The sequence below is a fragment of the Amycolatopsis sp. NPDC049691 genome (genome assembly GCF_040675005.1).
GTDB lineage: Bacteria > Actinomycetota > Actinomycetes > Mycobacteriales > Pseudonocardiaceae > Amycolatopsis.
This window is the reverse complement of record NZ_JBFANX010000006.1, coordinates 273,724-291,907: the sequence shown is the minus strand read 5'-3', so window position 1 is coordinate 291,907 and position 18,184 is coordinate 273,724. Positions and strand designations below refer to the sequence as shown.

15 protein-coding genes and 1 pseudogene are annotated in these 18,184 nt (G+C 71.4%); 13 read left to right on the top strand and 3 right to left on the bottom strand.

The features are described from left to right. Positions 1 to 13 precede the first annotated feature (13 nt). A complete protein-coding gene (locus tag AB0J40_RS16495; protein ID WP_364453232.1) occupies positions 14 to 856 on the top strand; it encodes a WYL domain-containing protein in 843 nt (280 codons plus the stop codon). Here the strand turns inward: AB0J40_RS16495 and AB0J40_RS16490 are convergent. Beyond that, positions 853 to 1,638 (bottom strand): IclR family transcriptional regulator, encoded by a 786-nt coding sequence (locus AB0J40_RS16490; protein WP_364453230.1) that lies wholly within the window; start codon positions 1,636 to 1,638, stop codon positions 853 to 855. The two genes, AB0J40_RS16495 and AB0J40_RS16490, sit on opposite strands and share 4 nt — an antisense overlap. 188 nt (positions 1,639 to 1,826) lie before the next feature. On the opposite strand from AB0J40_RS16490, the gene mtrA reads away from it, so the two are divergent. The 7 genes from mtrA to AB0J40_RS16455 all read left to right on the top strand — a co-directional run bounded on the left by mtrA (position 1,827) and on the right by AB0J40_RS16455 (position 12,812). After that, positions 1,827 to 2,504: an MtrAB system response regulator MtrA gene (mtrA, locus tag AB0J40_RS16485; protein ID WP_005150760.1), complete on the top strand. Its 678-nt coding sequence runs from the start codon at positions 1,827 to 1,829 to the stop codon at positions 2,502 to 2,504. Positions 2,505 to 2,511: 7 nt separating this feature from the next. After that, positions 2,512 to 4,236 carry an MtrAB system histidine kinase MtrB gene (gene mtrB, locus AB0J40_RS16480; protein WP_364453228.1) on the top strand — a complete coding sequence of 575 codons (1,725 nt, stop codon included), beginning with the start codon at positions 2,512 to 2,514 and terminating at the stop codon, positions 4,234 to 4,236. A gap of 59 nt (positions 4,237 to 4,295) precedes the next feature. Continuing rightward, positions 4,296 to 6,005, top strand: coding sequence for an LpqB family beta-propeller domain-containing protein (locus AB0J40_RS16475; RefSeq protein ID WP_364453226.1), 1,710 nt, complete (start codon positions 4,296 to 4,298; stop codon positions 6,003 to 6,005). A gap of 39 nt (positions 6,006 to 6,044) precedes the next feature. Further along, positions 6,045 to 6,689, top strand: coding sequence for a ComF family protein (locus AB0J40_RS16470; RefSeq protein ID WP_364453225.1), 645 nt, complete (start codon positions 6,045 to 6,047; stop codon positions 6,687 to 6,689). Positions 6,690 to 7,694: 1,005 nt separating this feature from the next. Then, on the top strand, positions 7,695 to 8,375 hold the full coding sequence (gene raiA / locus AB0J40_RS16465; protein WP_364453223.1) for a ribosome-associated translation inhibitor RaiA: 681 nt from the start codon (positions 7,695 to 7,697) through the stop codon (positions 8,373 to 8,375). 296 nt (positions 8,376 to 8,671) lie between these two features. Further along, positions 8,672 to 11,566, top strand: coding sequence for a preprotein translocase subunit SecA (gene secA / locus AB0J40_RS16460; protein WP_364453222.1), 2,895 nt, complete (start codon positions 8,672 to 8,674; stop codon positions 11,564 to 11,566). 64 nt (positions 11,567 to 11,630) lie between these two features. Further along, positions 11,631 to 12,812, top strand: a complete 1,182-nt coding sequence (locus AB0J40_RS16455; RefSeq protein ID WP_364453220.1) for a cytochrome P450 — start codon at positions 11,631 to 11,633, stop codon at positions 12,810 to 12,812. A gap of 153 nt (positions 12,813 to 12,965) precedes the next feature. Here the strand turns inward: AB0J40_RS16455 and AB0J40_RS16450 are convergent, their stop codons facing one another. Further along, complete coding sequence (locus tag AB0J40_RS16450) at positions 12,966 to 13,403, bottom strand: Rv3235 family protein (RefSeq protein ID WP_364453218.1); 438 nt, start codon at positions 13,401 to 13,403, stop codon at positions 12,966 to 12,968. Positions 13,404 to 13,634: 231 nt separating this feature from the next. Here AB0J40_RS16450 and AB0J40_RS16445 point away from each other — a divergent pair, with 231 nt between their 5' ends. After that, complete coding sequence (locus AB0J40_RS16445) at positions 13,635 to 14,009, top strand: HAD-IA family hydrolase (RefSeq protein ID WP_364453683.1); 375 nt, start codon at positions 13,635 to 13,637, stop codon at positions 14,007 to 14,009. Between the two features lie 3 nt (positions 14,010 to 14,012). Here the strand turns inward: AB0J40_RS16445 and AB0J40_RS16440 are convergent, their stop codons facing one another. After that, positions 14,013 to 14,774, bottom strand: coding sequence for an RNA methyltransferase (locus AB0J40_RS16440; RefSeq protein WP_364453216.1), 762 nt, complete (start codon positions 14,772 to 14,774; stop codon positions 14,013 to 14,015). 34 nt (positions 14,775 to 14,808) lie between these two features. Here AB0J40_RS16440 and AB0J40_RS16435 point away from each other — a divergent pair, with 34 nt between their 5' ends. The 4 genes and pseudogenes from AB0J40_RS16435 to AB0J40_RS16420 all read left to right on the top strand — a co-directional run bounded on the left by AB0J40_RS16435 (position 14,809) and on the right by AB0J40_RS16420 (position 17,962). Next, entirely contained in the window at positions 14,809 to 16,215 is a 1,407-nt protein-coding gene (locus AB0J40_RS16435) for a wax ester/triacylglycerol synthase family O-acyltransferase (protein ID WP_364453214.1), read from the top strand. Next, positions 16,212 to 16,703, top strand: coding sequence for a hypothetical protein (locus tag AB0J40_RS16430; protein WP_364453213.1), 492 nt, complete (start codon positions 16,212 to 16,214; stop codon positions 16,701 to 16,703). Before AB0J40_RS16435 ends, AB0J40_RS16430 begins: the two co-directional genes overlap by 4 nt. 152 nt (positions 16,704 to 16,855) lie before the next feature. Next, positions 16,856 to 17,414: pseudogene (locus AB0J40_RS16425) on the top strand (IS110 family transposase). Then, positions 17,411 to 17,962: a transposase gene (locus tag AB0J40_RS16420; protein ID WP_364453208.1), complete on the top strand. Its 552-nt coding sequence runs from the start codon at positions 17,411 to 17,413 to the stop codon at positions 17,960 to 17,962. Before AB0J40_RS16425 ends, AB0J40_RS16420 begins: the two are co-directional and overlap by 4 nt. Positions 17,963 to 18,184: the final 222 nt, after the last annotated feature.

Here is an 18,184-nt window from a genome sequence, read left to right as displayed (position 1 = left end):
CAGACTTCACCGGGTGCGCGCGAGCCTGCCGGTCTACGCCGAAACCGGTCCGGACGGCGGGTACCAGCTGATGGACGGCTACCGGACGCGGCTGACCGGGCTGACCGCGGGGGAGGCCGGGTCGCTGTTCCTCACCGGCCTCCCGCAGCCGGCCGCGGAGCTGGGCTTGGGCGCGCAGGTGGCCGCGGCCGAGCTGAAGCTGATGGCGGCGCTGCCGACGCCGTACCGGGAGGCGTCGGTACGCATCCGGCAGCGCTTCCACCTCGACGCACCGGGCTGGTACCGCGAAGCCGACCCGGTGCCGCAGCTGCTCGCGGCCGCCGAAGCGCTGTGGCGGGACCAGGTCGTCGAAATCTCCTACCGCCGCTGGTCGCCGGCGCCCGGCGTGGTGACGCGGCGGCTGCACCCGCTCGGCCTGGTGCTCAAGGCGGGTGTCTGGTACCTCGTCGCCGGACCGCGCGTGCGCACCTACCGCGTCGGGAACATCGAGCGGCTGCGGGCGCTCGACGAGCACTTCACCCGGCCCGACGGGTTCGACCTGGCGGAGTTCTGGCGCGCGAACGTCGAAAGCTACGAAGGGGGCGAAGCCGGGGAAACGGCTCTCGTGCGGCTGTCGCCGGCGGGAATCGAGGCCCTGCCGGACATCCTGGGCCCACGAGCGGCCCGGCTCGTCACCCGCACGCTCGAACCGCCGGACACCGAAGGCTGGCGGCGCGCGAAGATCCCGCTGGAGAGCGTGCCCCACGCGGCCGCCGGGTTGCTGCGGCTCGGCGCGGACGCGCAGGTGCTCGAGCCGGCGGAACTGGTGGCACACATGGGAAAGACGATCCAGGCGATGGCGCGGCTGTACCCCTAGTCCCGGAAGTAGCCCAGCTGCGCGGAAAGCTCCTCCGCCGCCTCGGTCATCGGCCGCACGATCTGCTTCACCCGCTGCTTCGAAAGCCGGTACGACGGACCGGACGCGCTCATCGCCGCGACGACGTCGCCGCCGGGGCCGTGGATCGGCACCGCGACCGCGTGCATGCCGAGCTCGAGTTCTTCGTAGCAGGCGGCGAAACCGTCTTCGAGCACCCGGTCCAGCTCGGTCTGCAGCTCTTCCGGCTCGACCGTCGTGCGCGGCGTGTACTGCTCGAGCTTCCGCTTCAGCACCCGCTTGCGCTCGGTTTCGCCCATGTAGGCCAGCAGGACCTTGCCGCTGGAGGTCGCGTGCAGCGGCGTGCGCTGGCCGGTCCAGTTCTGCGTCGTGATCGCCGCCGAGCCGCGGGCCTGGCTGATGTTGATCGCGACCCCGTCGTCGGCGATGGCGATGTTCACCGTCTCGCCCAGCTCCTCGGCGAGCGCCTGGCAGCTGGCGCGGCCCAGCTTGGCGAGGTCCATCCGGCCGGTCGCGGCGCCGGCCAGCCGCACGATGCCGAACCCGATCGCGTACTTCCCGCGTTCGCCGAGCTGCTCGACCAGGCCTCTCGCCTCCAGGACGCTGAGCAGCCGCGACGCCGTCGACTTGTGGACGCCCAGCTCGCCCGCGATCTCGGTGATGCCGGTTTCGCCGTTGCGGGCGAGCAGCTCCAGCACGCTGATCGCCCGGTCGACCGACTGCACCTGGCTCTGAGTTGCGTTGCCCGAGTCCTGGTTCCGCATAGCGCAACAGTATCCGTTTCGCGCGGTTCGCATCGGCTGAGCGGGCGAATCCGCGGCCCGTCCGGTGCGCCGCGGGGGCCGGTACCGGCACCCGGATGGAGCAGGCGCCGGTGCCGATCTTGATCTTTCTGGTGGTCAAACACGCGGGTCGTGCGTGCGGGCGTCGGAACTAGTGCGAATATGTGGACATGAAGGCACGTGTTCTCGTGGTCGACGACGACCCCGCACTCGCGGAGATGCTCACCATCGTGCTCCGCGGGGAGGGGTTCGACACGGCCGTGGTCGCCGACGGTTCCCGCGCGCTGCCCGCGCTGCGCGAGCTGAAGCCCGACCTCGTCCTGCTCGACCTGATGCTGCCCGGGATGAACGGGATCGACGTCTGCAAGGCGATCCGCGCCGAGTCCGGGGTGCCGATCGTCATGCTGACCGCCAAGAGCGACACCGTCGACATCGTGCTCGGCCTGGAGTCCGGCGCGGACGACTACGTCGTGAAGCCGTTCAAGCCGAAGGAGCTGGTCGCCCGGGTCCGCGCCCGGATGCGCCGCACCGAGGCCGAGCCCGCGGAGTCGCTCACCATCGGCGACCTGGCGATCGACGTGCCGGGCCACGAGGTCACGCGCGAGGGCAAGGCCATCCCGCTGACCCCGCTGGAGTTCGACCTGCTGGTGGCGCTGGCCCGCAAGCCGCGCCAGGTGTTCACCCGCGAGGTGCTGCTCGAGCAGGTGTGGGGCTACCGGCACGCGGCCGACACCCGGCTGGTGAACGTGCACGTCCAGCGCCTGCGTTCCAAGGTGGAGAAGGACCCGGAACACCCCGAGGTGGTGTTGACCGTTCGCGGTGTCGGGTACAAGGCCGGCCCGCCGTGATGAGTCGATGACCAGGGAGACCGGCAGAAAGCTCCCCGCGTTCGCGCGTTCGACGGCACGCCTGGTGCGGCGTGTCGTCGTTTTCGCGCGTCGTCGCGCGGTCGCGTTCAACGAGCTGTGGAAGCACTCGCTGCAGTTCCGCGTCACCGTGTCGACGCTCGCGCTGTCCTCGGCCGTCGTGTTCGTGCTGGGCATGGTCCTGCAGAACCAGATCACCGAGCGGCTGCTCGACACCAAGCGCGACGCCGCCATCGCGCAGACCCGCGCGGCCGCCGACACCGCCGCCGGCGAGCTGGTCGGCCTCGGCGGCGAGACGCCGGAGGCGCTGCGCAACCGGCTGCAGAACGCGCTGAAGAAGATCGCCATCACGCCGACCAGCCAGGACGCGGCGGGCTCGGCGGCGGGCACGTTCGTCCCGGTGCTCGCCAGCGGCGGCCGCGACCAGTCCGGCGAGGACCCCGCGTCCGCCGGGCCGTTCGACAGCGTGCCGCCGCGGCTGCGCCAGTTCGTCGAAGCCAACGAGATGAGCTGGCTCGAGCACACGGTCACCGACCCCGACGGCGGCCGCACGACGTACCTGATCGTCGGCACGCCGCTCAACACCGTCGCCAGCCCGCTGCAGCTCTACCTGCTGTTCCCGCTGACGACCGAGCAGAACACCGTCGCGACCGTGCAGAACACGCTGCTCGTCGGCGGGCTCGTGCTGCTGCTCCTGCTGGCCGGCATCACGAACCTGGTGACGCGGCAGGTGGTCCGGCCGGTCCGGCAGGCCGCCGCGGCGGCCGAGCAGTTCGCCGGCGGCGACCTCGACCAGCGCCTCACCGTGCTCGGCGAGGACGACCTGGCGAAGCTCGCGGTGTCCTACAACGGGATGGCCGCGAGCATCCAGCGCCAGATCCGCCAGCTCGAGGACTTCGGCGGGCTGCAGCGCCGGTTCACCTCCGACGTCTCGCACGAGCTGCGCACGCCGCTGACCACCGTCCGGATGGCCGCGGACGTGCTGCACGCCTCGCGCGAGCAGTTCCCGGCCGGGCTCGCCCGCTCGACCGAGCTGCTGGTGGACGAGCTCGACCGGTTCGAGGCACTGCTCGGCGACCTGCTGGAGATCAGCAGGCTCGACGCCGGTGTCGAAGACCTGTCCGCGGAGTTCATCGACGTCCGCCCGATCGCCACCCGCGCGGTCGAGCAGGTGCGGGTGATCGCCGGCAACGCGGGCAGCTCGGTGGAGCTGGTGCTGCCCGACGAGGAGGTCATCGCCGAGGTCGACGCGCGGCGCGTCGAGCGGATCCTGCGCAACCTCCTCGGCAACGCCGTCGACCACAGCGAGGGCAAGCCGGTGGTGCTCACCGTCGCGGCCAACGAGACGGCGGTCGCGGTGACCGTCCGCGACCACGGCGTCGGCCTGCGGCCCGGCGAAGCCGACCTGGTGTTCAACCGGTTCTGGCGCGCCGACCCGTCGCGCAACCGGCGCACCGGCGGCACCGGGCTCGGCCTGGCGATCAGCCAGGAGGACGCGCGCCTGCACGGCGGCGGGCTCGACGCGTGGGGCGAGCCGGGGCAGGGCGCCTGCTTCCGGCTCGTGCTGCCGCGCCGCCAGGACGTGCCGGCCGGCGACCCGCCGCTCGTGCTGCCGCCGCCCGACCGCGTCGCCGCCGAAGTGCCGCTCGGGCTGGTCGAGATCACGCCGGCGCCGGAGGCGATCTTCGCCGAACGTGAGGAAATCGGGCAGTGACACGAGACGCTTTTCGGGGGTCCGGGTGGCGGAGCCCCCGGCTCGGGGCGAAGCCCCGGATGAAACCCGTTTTGTTGGCTTTGCTGTGCCTGGTTCTGGTGGCCGGCTGCGCGAACGTCCCCTTGGAGTCCCAGCCCGTCGTCGTCTCCGGGGAACGCCAGGGCCAAGGCTCGGGCGACGTCGTCCCCGAGCCGGAGAAGGACATCGACCCGCTGACGCTGGTCCGCGGCTTCATCGGCGCGACGCTCAAGCCGGGCCAGAACAACGCGGCGGCCCGCGCGTACCTGGACGACCAGAGCCGGGCGGCCTGGCGGCCGAACCGCAGCCTGACGATCATCCAGAACACCTTCGGCACGGTTTACGACCCGGCTCCGCAGCCCGACCCGAACACGCTGGTCGTCAACGTGCGCGGCTTCGACGTCGGCACCCTCGACCAGAGCAGCGCGTTCATCCCGGACTACAACCCGGCGACGCTGCGGATCAAGGTGCGCAAGCAGGCCAACGGCCAGTGGCGGATCACCGACCCGCCGCCCGACCTGTACGCGACCGAGTCCGACTTCAGCGAGAACTACACCGCGGTGCCGGTGAACTTCTATTCGGAGCAGTCGGCCACCTTCGTCCCCGACCGGCGCTACGTCGTCGCGAAGCCGCAGTCGGGGCTGCCGAGCCGCGTGGTGAACCTGCTGGTCAGCGGGCCGTCGACGAGCCTGGCCGGGTCGGTGAAGAACCTGCTCGCCGAGCCGATCGAGATCGACACCAACGTCAAGAGCCTCGACGACGGCACGCTGGTGGTGCCGCTGACCGGCCTGTCCGGGGCCGCCGACGACATCCGGAACCTGATCGCCGCGCAGATCGTCCTGACGCTGCAGTACGTGACGTCCGCGCGGATCCGGATCCTCGCCGACGGCGCCCCGCTGGTCGCCAACCACCCGGACTGGCGGGCGAACGAGCTGCCGGCGTACGACGCTGCGCTGTCGCCGCGCCGGGAACTGCCGGGCCTGATGACGGTCGGCGGCCGGGTCCGGTCGCTGGAGGACGGCGCGCCGGTCGGCGGCCCGGCGGGCAACGGCGGCTACGACGTCGTGAGCGCGGCCCAGTCGATCGACGGCAAGCGACTGGCGGTGGTGGAGCGCGACGGCGCCAAGGTCCGCCTGCGGATCGGCGACCTGGGGCACGACCTGGCGCTGGTCGGCCTGGGCGGGACGACGCTGAGCCGCCCGACGTGGCGGCCGGGCACCGGCGAGGTGTGGACGGTGGTCGACCAGGCGTCGATCGGCCGGATGGTGGTCAACCAGAACAACCAGTGGACGGCGCTGTCGGTCAACGCGGCGGACCTGGTCCAGCAGGGCGCCATCACCGAGCTGCGGTTCTCCCGTGACGGCGCCCGCGTGGCGGCGGTGGTGAACGGCCAGCTGTGGGTGGCGTCGGTGACCGGCAGCGGCGATTCGGTGGCCCTGCGCGAACCGCGGCTGCTGCAACCCCACGACCTCAAGGAGGTCGTCGACGTGGACTGGCTGGCCCAGGACACCCTGGTGGCGGCGACGAAGTCGACGTCACAACCGGTGGTCCGCGTGACGGTGGACGGCCAGCGGATGGACGCGTTCAACAGCTCCAACCTGACCCCTCAGGTCCACGGCGTGACGGCGGCGCCGAGCCGCCCGATCGTGGTGGCGGACGCGAGCGGCCTGTGGACGGCGTCGGTGCTGGGTGAGGTGTGGCGGCCGCAGAGCCACTCGATGAAGGACGCGGATCCCTTCTACCCGGGCTAGGTTTCGGAAACTGTCGGTGGTGCCGGGGACACTGTCCGTGTGGTGCTGCTCGATCTGCTGATCCCCGCCCGGTGCGCCGGCTGCGGGGCCCGCGGGGTGCCGTGTTGCGCCCGGTGCGCGGGGGTGTGGGGTTCGGTGTCCGAGGTCGTCCGGGCGCCGGTGGCGGGGTTGGCGCGGGTGTTCGCGCTGTCCCGGTACCGCGGGGTGGGGCGCCGGCTGCTGATCGCGTTCAAGGAACGCGGGCGGCGGGACCTGGCCGCGTCGCTGGGATTGGCGCTGGCTCGGGCGCTGGTGGTGCTGCCGGTTCCCGGGTCGGCGGTTTGCCTGGTTCCGGCACCGAGCCGCCGGTCCGCGGCGCGGCTGCGCGGCGGTCCCCACGTGGAGCTGCTGGCTGCCGAGGCCGCGCGGGTGCTGGCCGGGTGGGGTTGGGAAGTCGCGGTGGCCCCGGCACTGGAGCTGGCGGCCGGGGCGCGGGACGCGGTGGGGTTGGACCGCGCGGCCCGGGCGGCGAACTTGGCGGGCCGGCTGCGGTTCCGCGAGGCGGGCCGGCCGCCGCCGGGGATGCCGGTGGTGGTGCTGGACGACGTGATCACGACAGGCGCCACCGCCGCGGCTTGCGTGCGGGCCTTGGCGGCGGAGGGGATCGAGGTGGCGGCGGTTTTGACGCTGCTCGCGGCCGGGTGAAGCCGGGCCGGGCGGCGGTTTCGCCGGATTCCGCGGTGCCGGCTCGGGCGGGCCGGGGTGGTCGCCTGCGGCGGCGTGCTGTCCCACTACGGCTACCGGGATGTCGACCACCGGTGGGCAAAGATGGCGACCGAGCGGCGGGCGCGGTCGCGCTTCGCCTGCCCGCGCAGCCGCAAGCGGGCGTTCGCGCTTGCCGCGGCCTGCGCCTGTCCGGGTGGCTTGGGTTGCCGTAGTTCGGCGACCGCGGGCGAGTCCGCCGCATCCGAGCCTTCCCGGGGCTCGCGCTGCCCCAGGGGACCGTCGTGGGCGAGTCCATCGCGGAACCACTGCGTCCGAGCCCCGGCGGCCCCCGCTGACACAGGCCGACACCCGCGGCCCACTCCGCCGCACCCACCCGCCCCTCCGGAACCGGCCATGATCACCGCATACCCCGCCCACCCTCACTTCACCCGCACCCGGGTGAACCCGCACGTCACCTACACGAGTGACATCCGCGGGGAACGCAGCCGGCCTCCCGGCCGTTGTCCCGGCATGAGGGTGTCGATCAAGACCACCTGGCCGCCACACCACTCCACCGGAGTGGCGGCTGCCGGGAACCTGGCCGTCACCCTCGGCGTCCACCGGCGGCCGGCGCTGCGCCGTCCGTGTGAAAGCGCGAAAACCGCGGTGCCTCCGACCAGCGGGTGTTTTCTGGTGTTCACCCTCCGCTCACTGCGCGGGGTGACGGAGTCTCATTCCTCGACATCCCCCGGCTCGGGGGCTGTTGTAACGGGCGTGAGGAAGCTAACGTGCTCCGCAATCAGCAATCCCCGCAGGCAGGGAGGTGACGAGCCCATGTCCCTGGCGCCGGAGGTGCGCTGAGTCCGCGCTCGGGCTCCCGGCACGAGACGTCGTGAACCGCTCCCGAGTTCCTTCTCAGCCCGCGATCCGGGCTTACGTCCCCGCAATACCGGCGCCGTGTGTGAACTCAACAGCTCGCAGTCATCGAAGCGAGGGAGGTCGTGTATGGATATCGTCGTCAAGGGCCGCAACGTGGAGGTGCCCGACCACTATCGGGCGCTTGTCAGTGAAAAGCTGGCCCGGCTCGAGCGCTACGACAGGAAAGTCATCCGGTACGACGTGGAGCTGTTCCACGAACCCAACCGGCGCCAGGCCAAGAGCTGCCAGCGCGTCGAAATCACCGGAAAGGGGCGGGGCCCGGCCGTACGCGCTGAAGCGTGTGCCGCCGACTTCTACGCAGCGCTCGATTCCGCAGTCACCAAGCTCGAAAACCGGCTGCGGAGGACACACGACCGGAGGCGCGTGCACTACGGCCGCAGCCGCCCGGAATCGGTCGCCGAAGCGACCTCGGCACTGCCGGGTGGCGGATCCCCGGCCGCAGCCAGTCCTGTCGCGGGAACCGCGGTGCTCGAAGCACCGGAACCGCAGGCGAACGGCTTCGCGAGTGCCGAAGAGATCCACCTGCCCCAGCAGCAGAGCTGGGCCGACGACGACCTGGGTCACCAGCCCGGTCGCGTCGTTCGCGAAAAGCAGCACACCGCGGAACCGATGACGGTGGACCAGGCTCTCTACGAGATGGAGCTGGTCGGCCACGACTTCTACCTCTTCAACGACTCCGAAGCGGGCCGGCCCAGCGTGGTCTACCGGCGGAAAGGCTTCGACTACGGCGTGATCCGGCTCGGCTGAGCCGGTCCTAAGGAGGCCCGCCGGATGGCCCGCACGCGGCTCGCGTGCGGGCCATCCGCATGTCGGAACCTTGTTCTGGTTAGGTCGGAGCTACGGACCGCAGGCCGCCCGCCGCGGTGACATTCGCGCCGGCCGACGGCTGAACAAGGTTCTCAGGACGTACGGCGTGTGCACACGAGCGCCACCGTTCCCTACGATGGGGGTGGGAAGGTGGCGCCGAACACGGCCGCCACCGCGGGAGAACCTGCCCGGGACCGGCCTGGGCGTGCTCATATTCAGCTAGTGAGGTCGACCGGATGGTGCTGAACCGCCTGCTCCGCGCGGGTGAGGGCAAGATGGTGAAGCGGCTGCGCAACATCGCCGATCACATCAACACCCTCGAAGACGACGTCAAGGACCTGACCGACGCCGAGCTGCGGGCCAAGACAGACGAGTTCCGCAAGCGGAACGGCGACGGCGAATCCCTCGACGACCTGCTGCCGGAGGCCTTCGCGGTCGTCCGGGAAGCGGCCAAGCGGGTGCTCGGGCAGCGCCACTTCGACGTCCAGCTGATGGGCGGCGCCGCGCTGCACCTCGGCCAGGTCGCCGAGATGAAGACCGGTGAGGGCAAGACGCTCACCTGCGTCCTCCCGGCCTACCTCAACGCCATCCCCGGCAAGGGCGTCCACGTCGTCACGACGAACGACTACCTGGCCAAGCGCGACTCGGAGTGGATGGGCCGCATCCACCGCTTCCTCGGCCTCGAGGTCGGCGTGATCCTGTCGGAGCAGCAGCCGGACGTGCGGCGCTCCCAGTACAACGCCGACATCACCTACGGCACGAACAACGAGTTCGGCTTCGACTACCTGCGCGACAACATGGCGTGGAGCCTCGACGACTGCGTGCAGCGCGGGCACAACTTCGCCATCGTCGACGAGGTCGACTCGATCCTCATCGACGAGGCCCGCACGCCGCTGATCATCTCGGGCCCGGCGGACCAGTCCTCGCGCTGGTACGTCGAGTTCGCCCGCCTCGCCCCCCTGATGCAGGGCATCGACACCACCACGATGGGGTCGCGGGAGCGCACCGAGAAGGCGAACCTGATCAACTCGAAGTACCACTACGAGGTCGACCAGCGGAAGCGCACCGTCGCCGTCACCGAGAAGGGCGTCCGGTTCGTCGAGGACCAGCTCGGCATCGACAACCTGTACGAGGCCGCGAACACGCCGCTGGTCGGGTACCTGAACAACGCGCTGAAGGTCCAGGAGCTCTTCCACCGCGACAAGGACTACATCGTCCGCAACGGCGAAGTCATGATCGTCGACGAGTTCACCGGCCGCATCCTGGTCGGCCGCCGCTACAACGAGGGCATGCACCAGGCGATCGAGGCCAAGGAAAAGGTCGAGATCAAGGCCGAGAACCAGACGCTGGCGACGATCACGCTGCAGAACTACTTCCGCCTCTACGAGAAGCTGGCCGGCATGACCGGTACGGCCGAGACCGAGGCCGCGGAGTTCCACCAGACCTACAAGCTGGGTGTGGTGCCGATCCCGACGAACCGGCCGATGATCCGCCAGGACCAGCCGGACCTGATCTACAAGACCGAGCAGGCCAAGTTCGAGGCCGTCGCCGAGGACATCGCCGAGCGGCACGAGAAGGGCCAGCCGGTCCTCGTCGGCACCACGAGCGTCGAGAAGTCCGAGCACCTGTCGAAGCTGCTGGTGAAGCTGAGCGTCCCGCACGAGGTGCTGAACGCGAAGCACCACGACCGCGAGGCGCTGATCGTCGCGCGCGCCGGCCAGAAGGGCGCCGTCACGGTCGCCACGAACATGGCGGGCCGCGGTACCGACATCGTGCTCGGCGGCAACCCCGACCTGATCGCCGACCAGGTGCTGCGCGAGCGCGGCCTGGACCCGGTCGAGCACTCCGAGGAGTACGAGGCCGCGTGGCCCGAGGTCCTGGAGCAGGTCAAGGCGGAGTCGAAGGCCGAGGCCGAAGAGGTCCGCGAGGCCGGTGGGCTCTACGTGCTGGGCACCGAGCGCCACGAGTCGCGCCGCATCGACAACCAGCTCCGCGGCCGGTCGGGCCGTCAGGGCGACCCCGGCGAGTCCCGCTTCTACCTGTCGCTCGGCGACGAGCTCATGCGCCGCTTCAACGCGACCATGGTCGAGCGCGTCATGACGACCATGCGCCTGCCCGACGACGTGCCGATCGAGCACAAGATGGTCTCCAAGGCCATCAAGAGCGCGCAGACCCAGGTCGAGCAGATCAACATGGAGCAGCGCAAGGACGTCCTCAAGTACGACGAGGTCATGAACGAGCAGCGCAAGGTGATCTACGCCGAGCGCCACCGCGTCCTCGCCGGCGAGAACCTGCGCGACCAGATCGAGGGCATGCTCGAGGACGTCGTCAACGCCTATGTGGACGGTGCGACCGCCAACGGCTACGCCGAGGACTGGGACCACGAGAAGCTGTGGTCGGCGCTGAAGCAGCTCTACCCGGTCAGCATCGAGTGGGACGACCTGATGGAGGACGGCGACCTCGACGCGCAGGGCCTGCGCGAGGCGCTGCTGCAGGACGCCCGCGACGCCTACGACAAGCGCGAAGCGGAAATCAACGCGCTCGTCGGCCCGGACGGCATGCGGACCCTGGAGCACCAGGTGATGCTGACGGTCCTCGACCGCAAGTGGCGCGAGCACCTCTACGAGATGGACTACCTCAAGCAGGGCATCGGCATGCGGGCGCTGGCGCAGCGCGACCCGCTGATCGAGTACCAGCGCGAGGGCTTCGACATGTTCCGCGCGATGCTCGACTCGCTGAAGGAGGAGGCCGTCGGCTTCCTGTTCAACCTGCAGGTCGAGCGGGCCGAGGCACCCCCGGCCGAAGCGGCGGCCGCGGTGCCGACGGGCGTCGCTTCGGGCAACGGCCAGGCAGTGCCTCCCTCGGAGGGCCGGCACGCGCGGCCGGCGCCGCCGCAGCCGCCGACGACCGACACCGAGTCCGTCCCGGCCGCCCTGCGCGGCAAGGGCCTCGGCGGCGGTGGCCAGCCGTCGGGCATGACGCTGTCCGGTCCGGGCGAGGACGGCGAGGTCGAGTCCCACGCCGAAGGTGGGGCGCAGGCCGCGGGCGGTGGCGCCGGCGGTACCCGCCGCGACCGTCGCGCCGCCCAGCGTGACGCCGCGAAGAAGGGCAAGAAGGGCCCGCGTCGCTGACGTGGTTTCCGGGGCCGGGGTGCACGCGCACCCCGGCCCCTTTCGCGTGAGGGGGAGCAAGTTGGTGGATCCGCGGGAGTTCTTCGCGTTGTTCGCCGCCGAGCGGCGGCCGGACCCGTACCCGGCGTACCGGCGGTGGCGCGAGCGGTGGCCGGTCGCGGCCCTGAACGAGCGGATGTTCGCGGTCAGCGGCTTCGCCGAGGCGACGCAGGTGCTGCGCGACCCGGCGTTCGGCCACCCCGAACCGGAGTACCTGGATCCGGCGGACCGGCTTCCGGACCAGCCGGTCGACGAGTCGGGACGCGTGGTCCGGGCGTTCCTGTCGCTGAACCCGCCCGACCACACGCGGCTGCGGCGGCTGGTGGCGAAGGCGTTCACGCCGCGGATGGTCGAGCGGCTGACCCCGCGGATCGAGGAACTCACCGCGTCGCTCATCGACGCCGCGGGCGAGGAGTTCGACCTGCTGACGTCGCTGGCGAAGCCGCTGCCGGTCGAGGTGATCGCGGAGCTGCTGGGCGTCCCGCTGGACGACCGTGAGCGCTTCGCGGCGTGGTCGCACGCGATGGCGCGGGCGCTGGACCCGCCGTTCCTGCAGCACCCCGACACGATCGAGCCGGCGGTGAAGGCGCGGCAGTCGTTCGTCGCGTACTTCCGTGAACTGGCGGAGCAGCGCCGTCGCTCGCCCGGGGAAGACCTGCTGTCGGCGCTGGTGGCGGTGTCCGACGCGGGTGACGTGCTCACCGAGGGCGAGCTGCTGGTGACGTTGACGCTGCTGCTGATCGCCGGCCACGAGACGACGACGAACCTGATCGGCAACGGAGTCCTGGCGCTGCTGCGCAACGGCGGCGTGGGCGCGGCGGATCCTTCGCGGGTGGTGGAGGAAGTGCTGCGCTACGACTGCCCGGTCCAGCTGACGGCCCGGACGGCATTGCGGGACACGGCGTTGGGGTCGGTCGCGGTACCGGCGGGCAGCCAGGTGATCGTCCTGATCGGAGCGGCCAACCGCGACCCGGCGACGGGCCCGGCCCCGGAGTCGTTCGATCCGTCCCGGGTGCCGGGGCGGCATTTGGCGTTCGGCCAGGGAATCCACTTCTGCTTGGGCGCACCGCTGGCGCGGCTGGAGGGCCGCACAGTGTTCCGCGAGCTGGCGCGCCGGTTGCCGGGGTTGCGCTTGGCGGGCGACCCGAGCTGGAACGCGACAACGACGTTGCGCGGCTTGGCAACGCTGCCGGTCGTGAGTGTCTAGGCGGGTTCCAACCCTCCTGAACACTCACGACCTCGGCCCGGTTCAGCGCCCCAATGTGGCCTTGGTTGCGTGAGACGCACCGAAGGCCACATTGGGTGCGTCTCACGCACCGAAGGCCACATTGGGGCGGGGCGCGGGCTGAGCGGGCGCGTCTCACGCCGCCGCCTGCCGCTGGGCCGGCCGGCTCGGCTTCAACAGCGCGAACCGCACGCACAGCCACCCCGCCGGGGTGCGCGTGAAGCGGGCCGCCAGCGCGAACGACCGGCCGTCCGCCTCCACGCGGGTGCACGCCTCGATCACCTCCGGTGCCGGGGTGCACGTGTGGACCCGGCACAACCGGTGCCGGGGCCGCGTCCACCGCGGCCCGCTCAGGCTCGCGTACACCTCCGGTGCCACCAGCCCGCGGATCTGCGGCACCGGGCGGCGCCCGTCGTACGCCTCCAGCAGCATGGCCAGCAGCCGGCCGACCTCGCTCGCCTCGAGCTGCCTCGGCGTCGGCCACCGGACGTCACCCCCGCGGGTTCCTTGCCGGGGCACCGACGGCGGCCGCTCGGCGCGGCGCGGCACTTCGGCGTGGATCAGTGTTCTCACGCGGTGTTCCTCGGACATTTCCTCCCCTCCCGGGCACGGCATTTCGCCGTCGCCACCGCTTAGAGGCGGGAACCGGCCGGAAAGGCGACGGGAATCGCCCGATTCGGCAAAGAACCGCCGAAGCTGTGGATTCGCGCGAGCACGTGCGGTAAGCGCGACGTCGCGTTGTTGCGCTATGCGAGACAACGCGTCGCCGCCCCGGCTATGGTGTGCCGGGTGCTGAAGGGGTTATTGGTCGATTTCGCCGGAGTTCTCACGGATCCCGACGCCGGCCGCTTCTACGACTACCTGGCCGCGGCGCGCGAGCGAGGCGTCCGCACCGCGCTGCTGTCCAACGCCCCCGGGGCGTCGGACGAGGTCAAGAACACGATGTTCGACTATTTCGACGCGCTCGTGTTTTCCGGTGAGGTCGGGGTGGCCAAACCGGATCCCGCGGTCTACCTCATCGCGGCCGAGCGGCTCGGCGTGCCCGCCGTGCGCTGCGCGTTCGTCGACGACTCCGCCGCGAACATCCGCGGCGCCGTCCAGGCGGGCATGGTCGGCGTGCACCACCGGTCGGTGGGGGAAACGCTCACGGAGCTCGACGTGCTTTTCCCGGACCGGTAAGTGTCAGCGGGCGCGGCGGACCAGTTCGAACGACAGGACCGCCGCCGCGGCTGAGACATTCAGCGACTCGACGTCACCGGGCATGGGAATCGACACCCATTCCGTGACGAGCTCGCCGACTTCGGCGCCGACCCCGGCCGTCTCGCCGCCGAGCACGAACGCGGCGCGCTGCGGCAGGTCGACGTCGAACACGGTCGTGCGCGCCGACGCGCCCAGCGCGTAAAGGCCGTAGCCGGCTTCGCTGAGCATTTCGGCGGCTTCGCGCGCGGAGCCGCACCGCAGCACCGGCGCGCGGAAGGCGACGCCGGCCGAAGCCTTGACCACCAGCGGGTCCAGCGCCGCGACGCCGCGCCGCGGCACGATCACGCCGTCGAGCCCGGCGGCGGTCGCCGTCCGCAGGATCATACCGACGTTCGCGGGCGTGGTGATGCCGTCGAGCAGCAGCACCCGCGACGGCGGCCGTCGATCGGCCAGCGCCGCCGAAAGCGCGCGCATCCGCGGCGCGACGACGTCGGCGAGCACGCCCTGGTCCTGCTTGCCGTTGCCGGCGAGCACCTTGACGCGGTGCGCGCTGGCGCGCTGCACCGGCACGCCGGCGTCCTTCGCCGCGCGCTGGATCTCCGCGGCGCCAGGGCCGCGGGCGGTGTCGGCGAGGATCACCTTGTCCACGCGCAGGCCGGCGTCGGCCAGCGCTTCGAGCACCGGCTTCCGGCCGTACACCGTAAGAAAGCGGTCTTTCGGCGAGATCGTCGACTCATCACCCACACCGGGCAGTCTCGCACTGTGTAAGGATCGGTTCATGCCCGACCGCCTTTCCGCGCTGGACGCCTCGTTCCTCTACCTCGAGGACCACGCGACGCCGATGCACGTCGGCGGGGTGGCGATCTTCGAGCGCCCGCGGTCCGGGTTCGGCTACGCGCAGCTGCTCGACCTCATCGGCGCGCGGCTGGCGTACCTGCCGCGCTACCGCCAGCGCGTGGCGGAGGTGCCGGGTCACCTCGCGCGCCCGGTCTGGGTGGACGACGTCGACTTCGACCTGAACTACCACGTCCGGCGCTCGGCGCTGCCCCAGCCGGGCAGCGACGAGCAGCTGTTCGACCTGGTCGCACGCCTGATGTCGCGGCGGCTGGCGCCGGAGCGGCCGCTCTGGGAGGCGTACTTCATCGAGGGTCTGGCCGGCGACCGCGTCGCGCTGGTGACGAAGACGCACCAGTCCGTTGTGGACGGTGTCGGCACGATCGAGCTCGGCCAGCTGATCCTGGACCCGACGCCGGCCGAGCCGGAGCCGTTCGAGGACATCTGGACGCCGCGCCGTGAGCCGAGCCGCACGCAGCTGGTGCTGGACGCGGTCAGCGAGGGCGTCCAGCGGCCGGGCGAGGTCGTGGAGAACGTCCGCTCGGCGGCGAACGACGCGTTCGCGGCGGCGGGCAAGTTCGCCGAGACCGTCGGCGGGGTGGCGACGACACTGCGCACGCTGGTGCGGCCGGCGCCGACCGGGCCGCTGAACGTCCGGGTGTCCGGCGGGCGCGTGTTCTCGGTGGTCCGCACGCGGCTGGAGGACTTCCGCAAGATCCGCGCGGCGCACGGCGGCACGGTCAACGACGTCGTCCTCGCGGCGATCACGGGCGCGCTGCGCGAGTGGCTGCTTTCGCGCGAGGAGCAGCTGACCCCGACGACGACGATCCGCGCGCTGGTGCCGCTGGCGGTCCGCGACGCGGAGACGGCGGAGTACTCGACCCCGGCGCTGGTCGGCAACCAGGTGGCGGCGTACCTGGTGGACCTGCCGGTCGGCGAGCCGAACCCGGTGCTGCGGCTGCAGCACATCGGGCACGCGATGGCCGAGCACCTCGACTCGGGCCGCCCGGTGACGGCGCGCGGGCTGCTCAAGGTGGGCGGTTTCGCCCCGGCTACGCTCCATTCGCTCGGCGCGCGGGCGGCGGGGTCGCTGTCCGGGCGGATCTTCAACGTCATGGTGACGAATTCACCGGGCCCGCAAGTGCCGATGTACGCGGGAGAGGCCAGACTGGTCGAGATGTTCCCGGTCATGCCGCTGATGCGCACCCAGGCGCTGGCGATCGGGGTGACGTCCTACCACGGTGGCGTCTACTTCGGACTGAACGGCGACCGCAAGGCCGCCTTCGACGTGGACCTCGTGGCCGGGATGATCGAAGAGTCCCTGGAAGAGCTGAAGGGTGCGCACTGGTGAGGGTCTATCTGCCTGCGACCATCGCGATGCTTCGCGACCTCGAATCCTCGGGGGAGTTCCGCGCCCGCAGCGGAACGGCGTTCGCGCTGACGCCGGCGTTGCGCGAGGCGTACGTGAGCGGTTCGGACGAGGAGCTGGAGTACGCGGCGCTGCTGGACGCGGCCCGGGCCTCGCTGCGCTTGATCGCGGCGGAGGAGAAGGGCGAGCCGCGCCGGGTGGTGGTGTCGGCGGACGTCGAGGGCGTGACGTTGCGCCCGGACCTGGACGCCCCGGTGGTCCGGATCGGCGGCCCGATCCCGATGTCGGCGGTGGCGGCGATCCACGTGGACGCGGCCGAGGCGGCGGACGCGGTGGCGGCGGCCGCGGCGGTGATCGACGCGGCGGACCTGGGTGATCCGGACGCGGAGTTCACGCTGGGGGATGCCGAGGACCACGAACTGGCTTGGTACGCGCCGCAGGAACTGCCGTTCTTGCTGGAGTTGCTCTGAGTTGTCCACAGGTGGGTCGGTCTGTGGACAACTCGGCTTGGGCGGGGCTTTGCGTCGCGGCCACCTGCTTGGTAGGTCTGGTCGTAACGTGGGTGCCGGCGCTCGATGCCTGACCCGGTGACCACGTCGCGGCGAACGAAACGGCGTGGTGGATGAGCAGCAGCTTCAGCGTGTTTCTCGGCTTGGACGTCGGCAAGGACGCCCACCACGCGGTCGGCCTGGACCCCGAGGGCAACCGGCTGCATGACGGGCCCCTGCCCAACACCGAACCCAAGCTGAAAGCCCTGTTCGCCAAGCTCGCCGCCCACGGGCCGCTGCTGGTGGTGGTCGACCAGCCCGCCACGATCGGGGCACTGCCGGTCGCGGTCGCCCGCGCCGCCGGAGACCAAGTCGCCTACCTGCCCGGCCGACCTCTACCCCGGGCGGGCGAAGACCGATGCGCGGGATGCGTTTGTCCTCGCCGACGCCGCCCGCTCCCTGCCCCACACACTCCGGCCCGTGGATGCCGGGGACGAGGCCCTGGCCGAGCTGGAGGTGCTGGTCGGGTTCGACGACGACCTGGCCGGTGAGGCCACCCGGATCAGCAACCGCATCCGCGGCCTGCTCATCGGCATCCACCGAACACGCCATCGGCCCCAAGGTCAGCCATCCCGCGGTGCTGGAAATCCTCTCCCGCTGCGGCGACCCGGCGGCTGGTCGAGGCGATCATGACCGCACTCGGCGAGCAGACCGTCACCGTCCCCGGCACCGCAGCCGCGGACACCGTGCTCCCGCGGCTGGCCGACAGCCTGAAAACCGTCCTCCAGCAACGCAAAGCCGTCGCTGAACAGGTCGAGGGGATACGTGATGCGCACCCTCTTGCCGGAGTCCTGACCTCGCTGCCCGGCATCGGCGTCAGGACCGCAGCCCGCATCTTCCTCGAAGTCGGCGACGCCTCCAACTTCGCCAGCTCGGGGCATCTGGCGGCCTACGCCGGCATCGCCCCGGTCACCCGCAGCTCCGGCACCAGCAGCAAAGGCGAGCACCCCGCCCGCACCGGCAGCCGCCAGCTCAAACACGCATTCTTCCTCGCCGCGTTCGCGGCGCTGTCCGACCCGACCAGCCGGGCCTACTACGACCGCAAACGAGCCGAGGGCAAGAAACACAACGCCGCGCTGACCTGCCTCACCCGCCACCGCTGCGACGTCCTCTACACCATGCTCCGCAACCGCACCCACTACCGCCACCCCGAACCCACCCCGGCCCCAGCCGCGGCTTGACAACCACATAGGGACACCCCCCAGGGAAGGGCGGGGGCTGTCTGGTGGGTCCGAGGGGTCGGCGCATCAGTCCTCGGGTGAACCAGTCCGCTCCCGGCACCGGCCGCTCGCCCTTCCATCCGGTCGCCGCCGTCAGCTTCCCGAGTCCATTCGGTGTGACCGTCAGATCGGCTCCGCCGACGGGAAGCCACTTCGGCACCGCTCGGGCCTCGCCGCACCCAG

What these genes read in the sequence shown, in the direction of transcription:
- AB0J40_RS16490 (WP_364453230.1), bottom strand. Translation starts at nt 1,638, where the DNA reads ATGCGGAACCAGGACTCGGGCAACGCAACTCAGAGCCAGGTGCAGTCG.
- mtrA (WP_005150760.1), top strand. Translation starts at nt 1,827, where the DNA reads ATGAAGGCACGTGTTCTCGTGGTCGACGACGACCCCGCACTCGCGGAG.
- mtrB (WP_364453228.1), top strand. Translation starts at nt 2,512, where the DNA reads ATGACCAGGGAGACCGGCAGAAAGCTCCCCGCGTTCGCGCGTTCGACG.
- AB0J40_RS16475 (WP_364453226.1), top strand. Translation starts at nt 4,296, where the DNA reads ATGAAACCCGTTTTGTTGGCTTTGCTGTGCCTGGTTCTGGTGGCCGGC.
- raiA (WP_364453223.1), top strand. Translation starts at nt 7,695, where the DNA reads ATGGATATCGTCGTCAAGGGCCGCAACGTGGAGGTGCCCGACCACTAT.
- secA (WP_364453222.1), top strand. Translation starts at nt 8,672, where the DNA reads ATGGTGCTGAACCGCCTGCTCCGCGCGGGTGAGGGCAAGATGGTGAAG.
- AB0J40_RS16435 (WP_364453214.1), top strand. Translation starts at nt 14,809, where the DNA reads ATGCCCGACCGCCTTTCCGCGCTGGACGCCTCGTTCCTCTACCTCGAG.
- AB0J40_RS16420 (WP_364453208.1), top strand. Translation starts at nt 17,411, where the DNA reads ATGACCGCACTCGGCGAGCAGACCGTCACCGTCCCCGGCACCGCAGCC.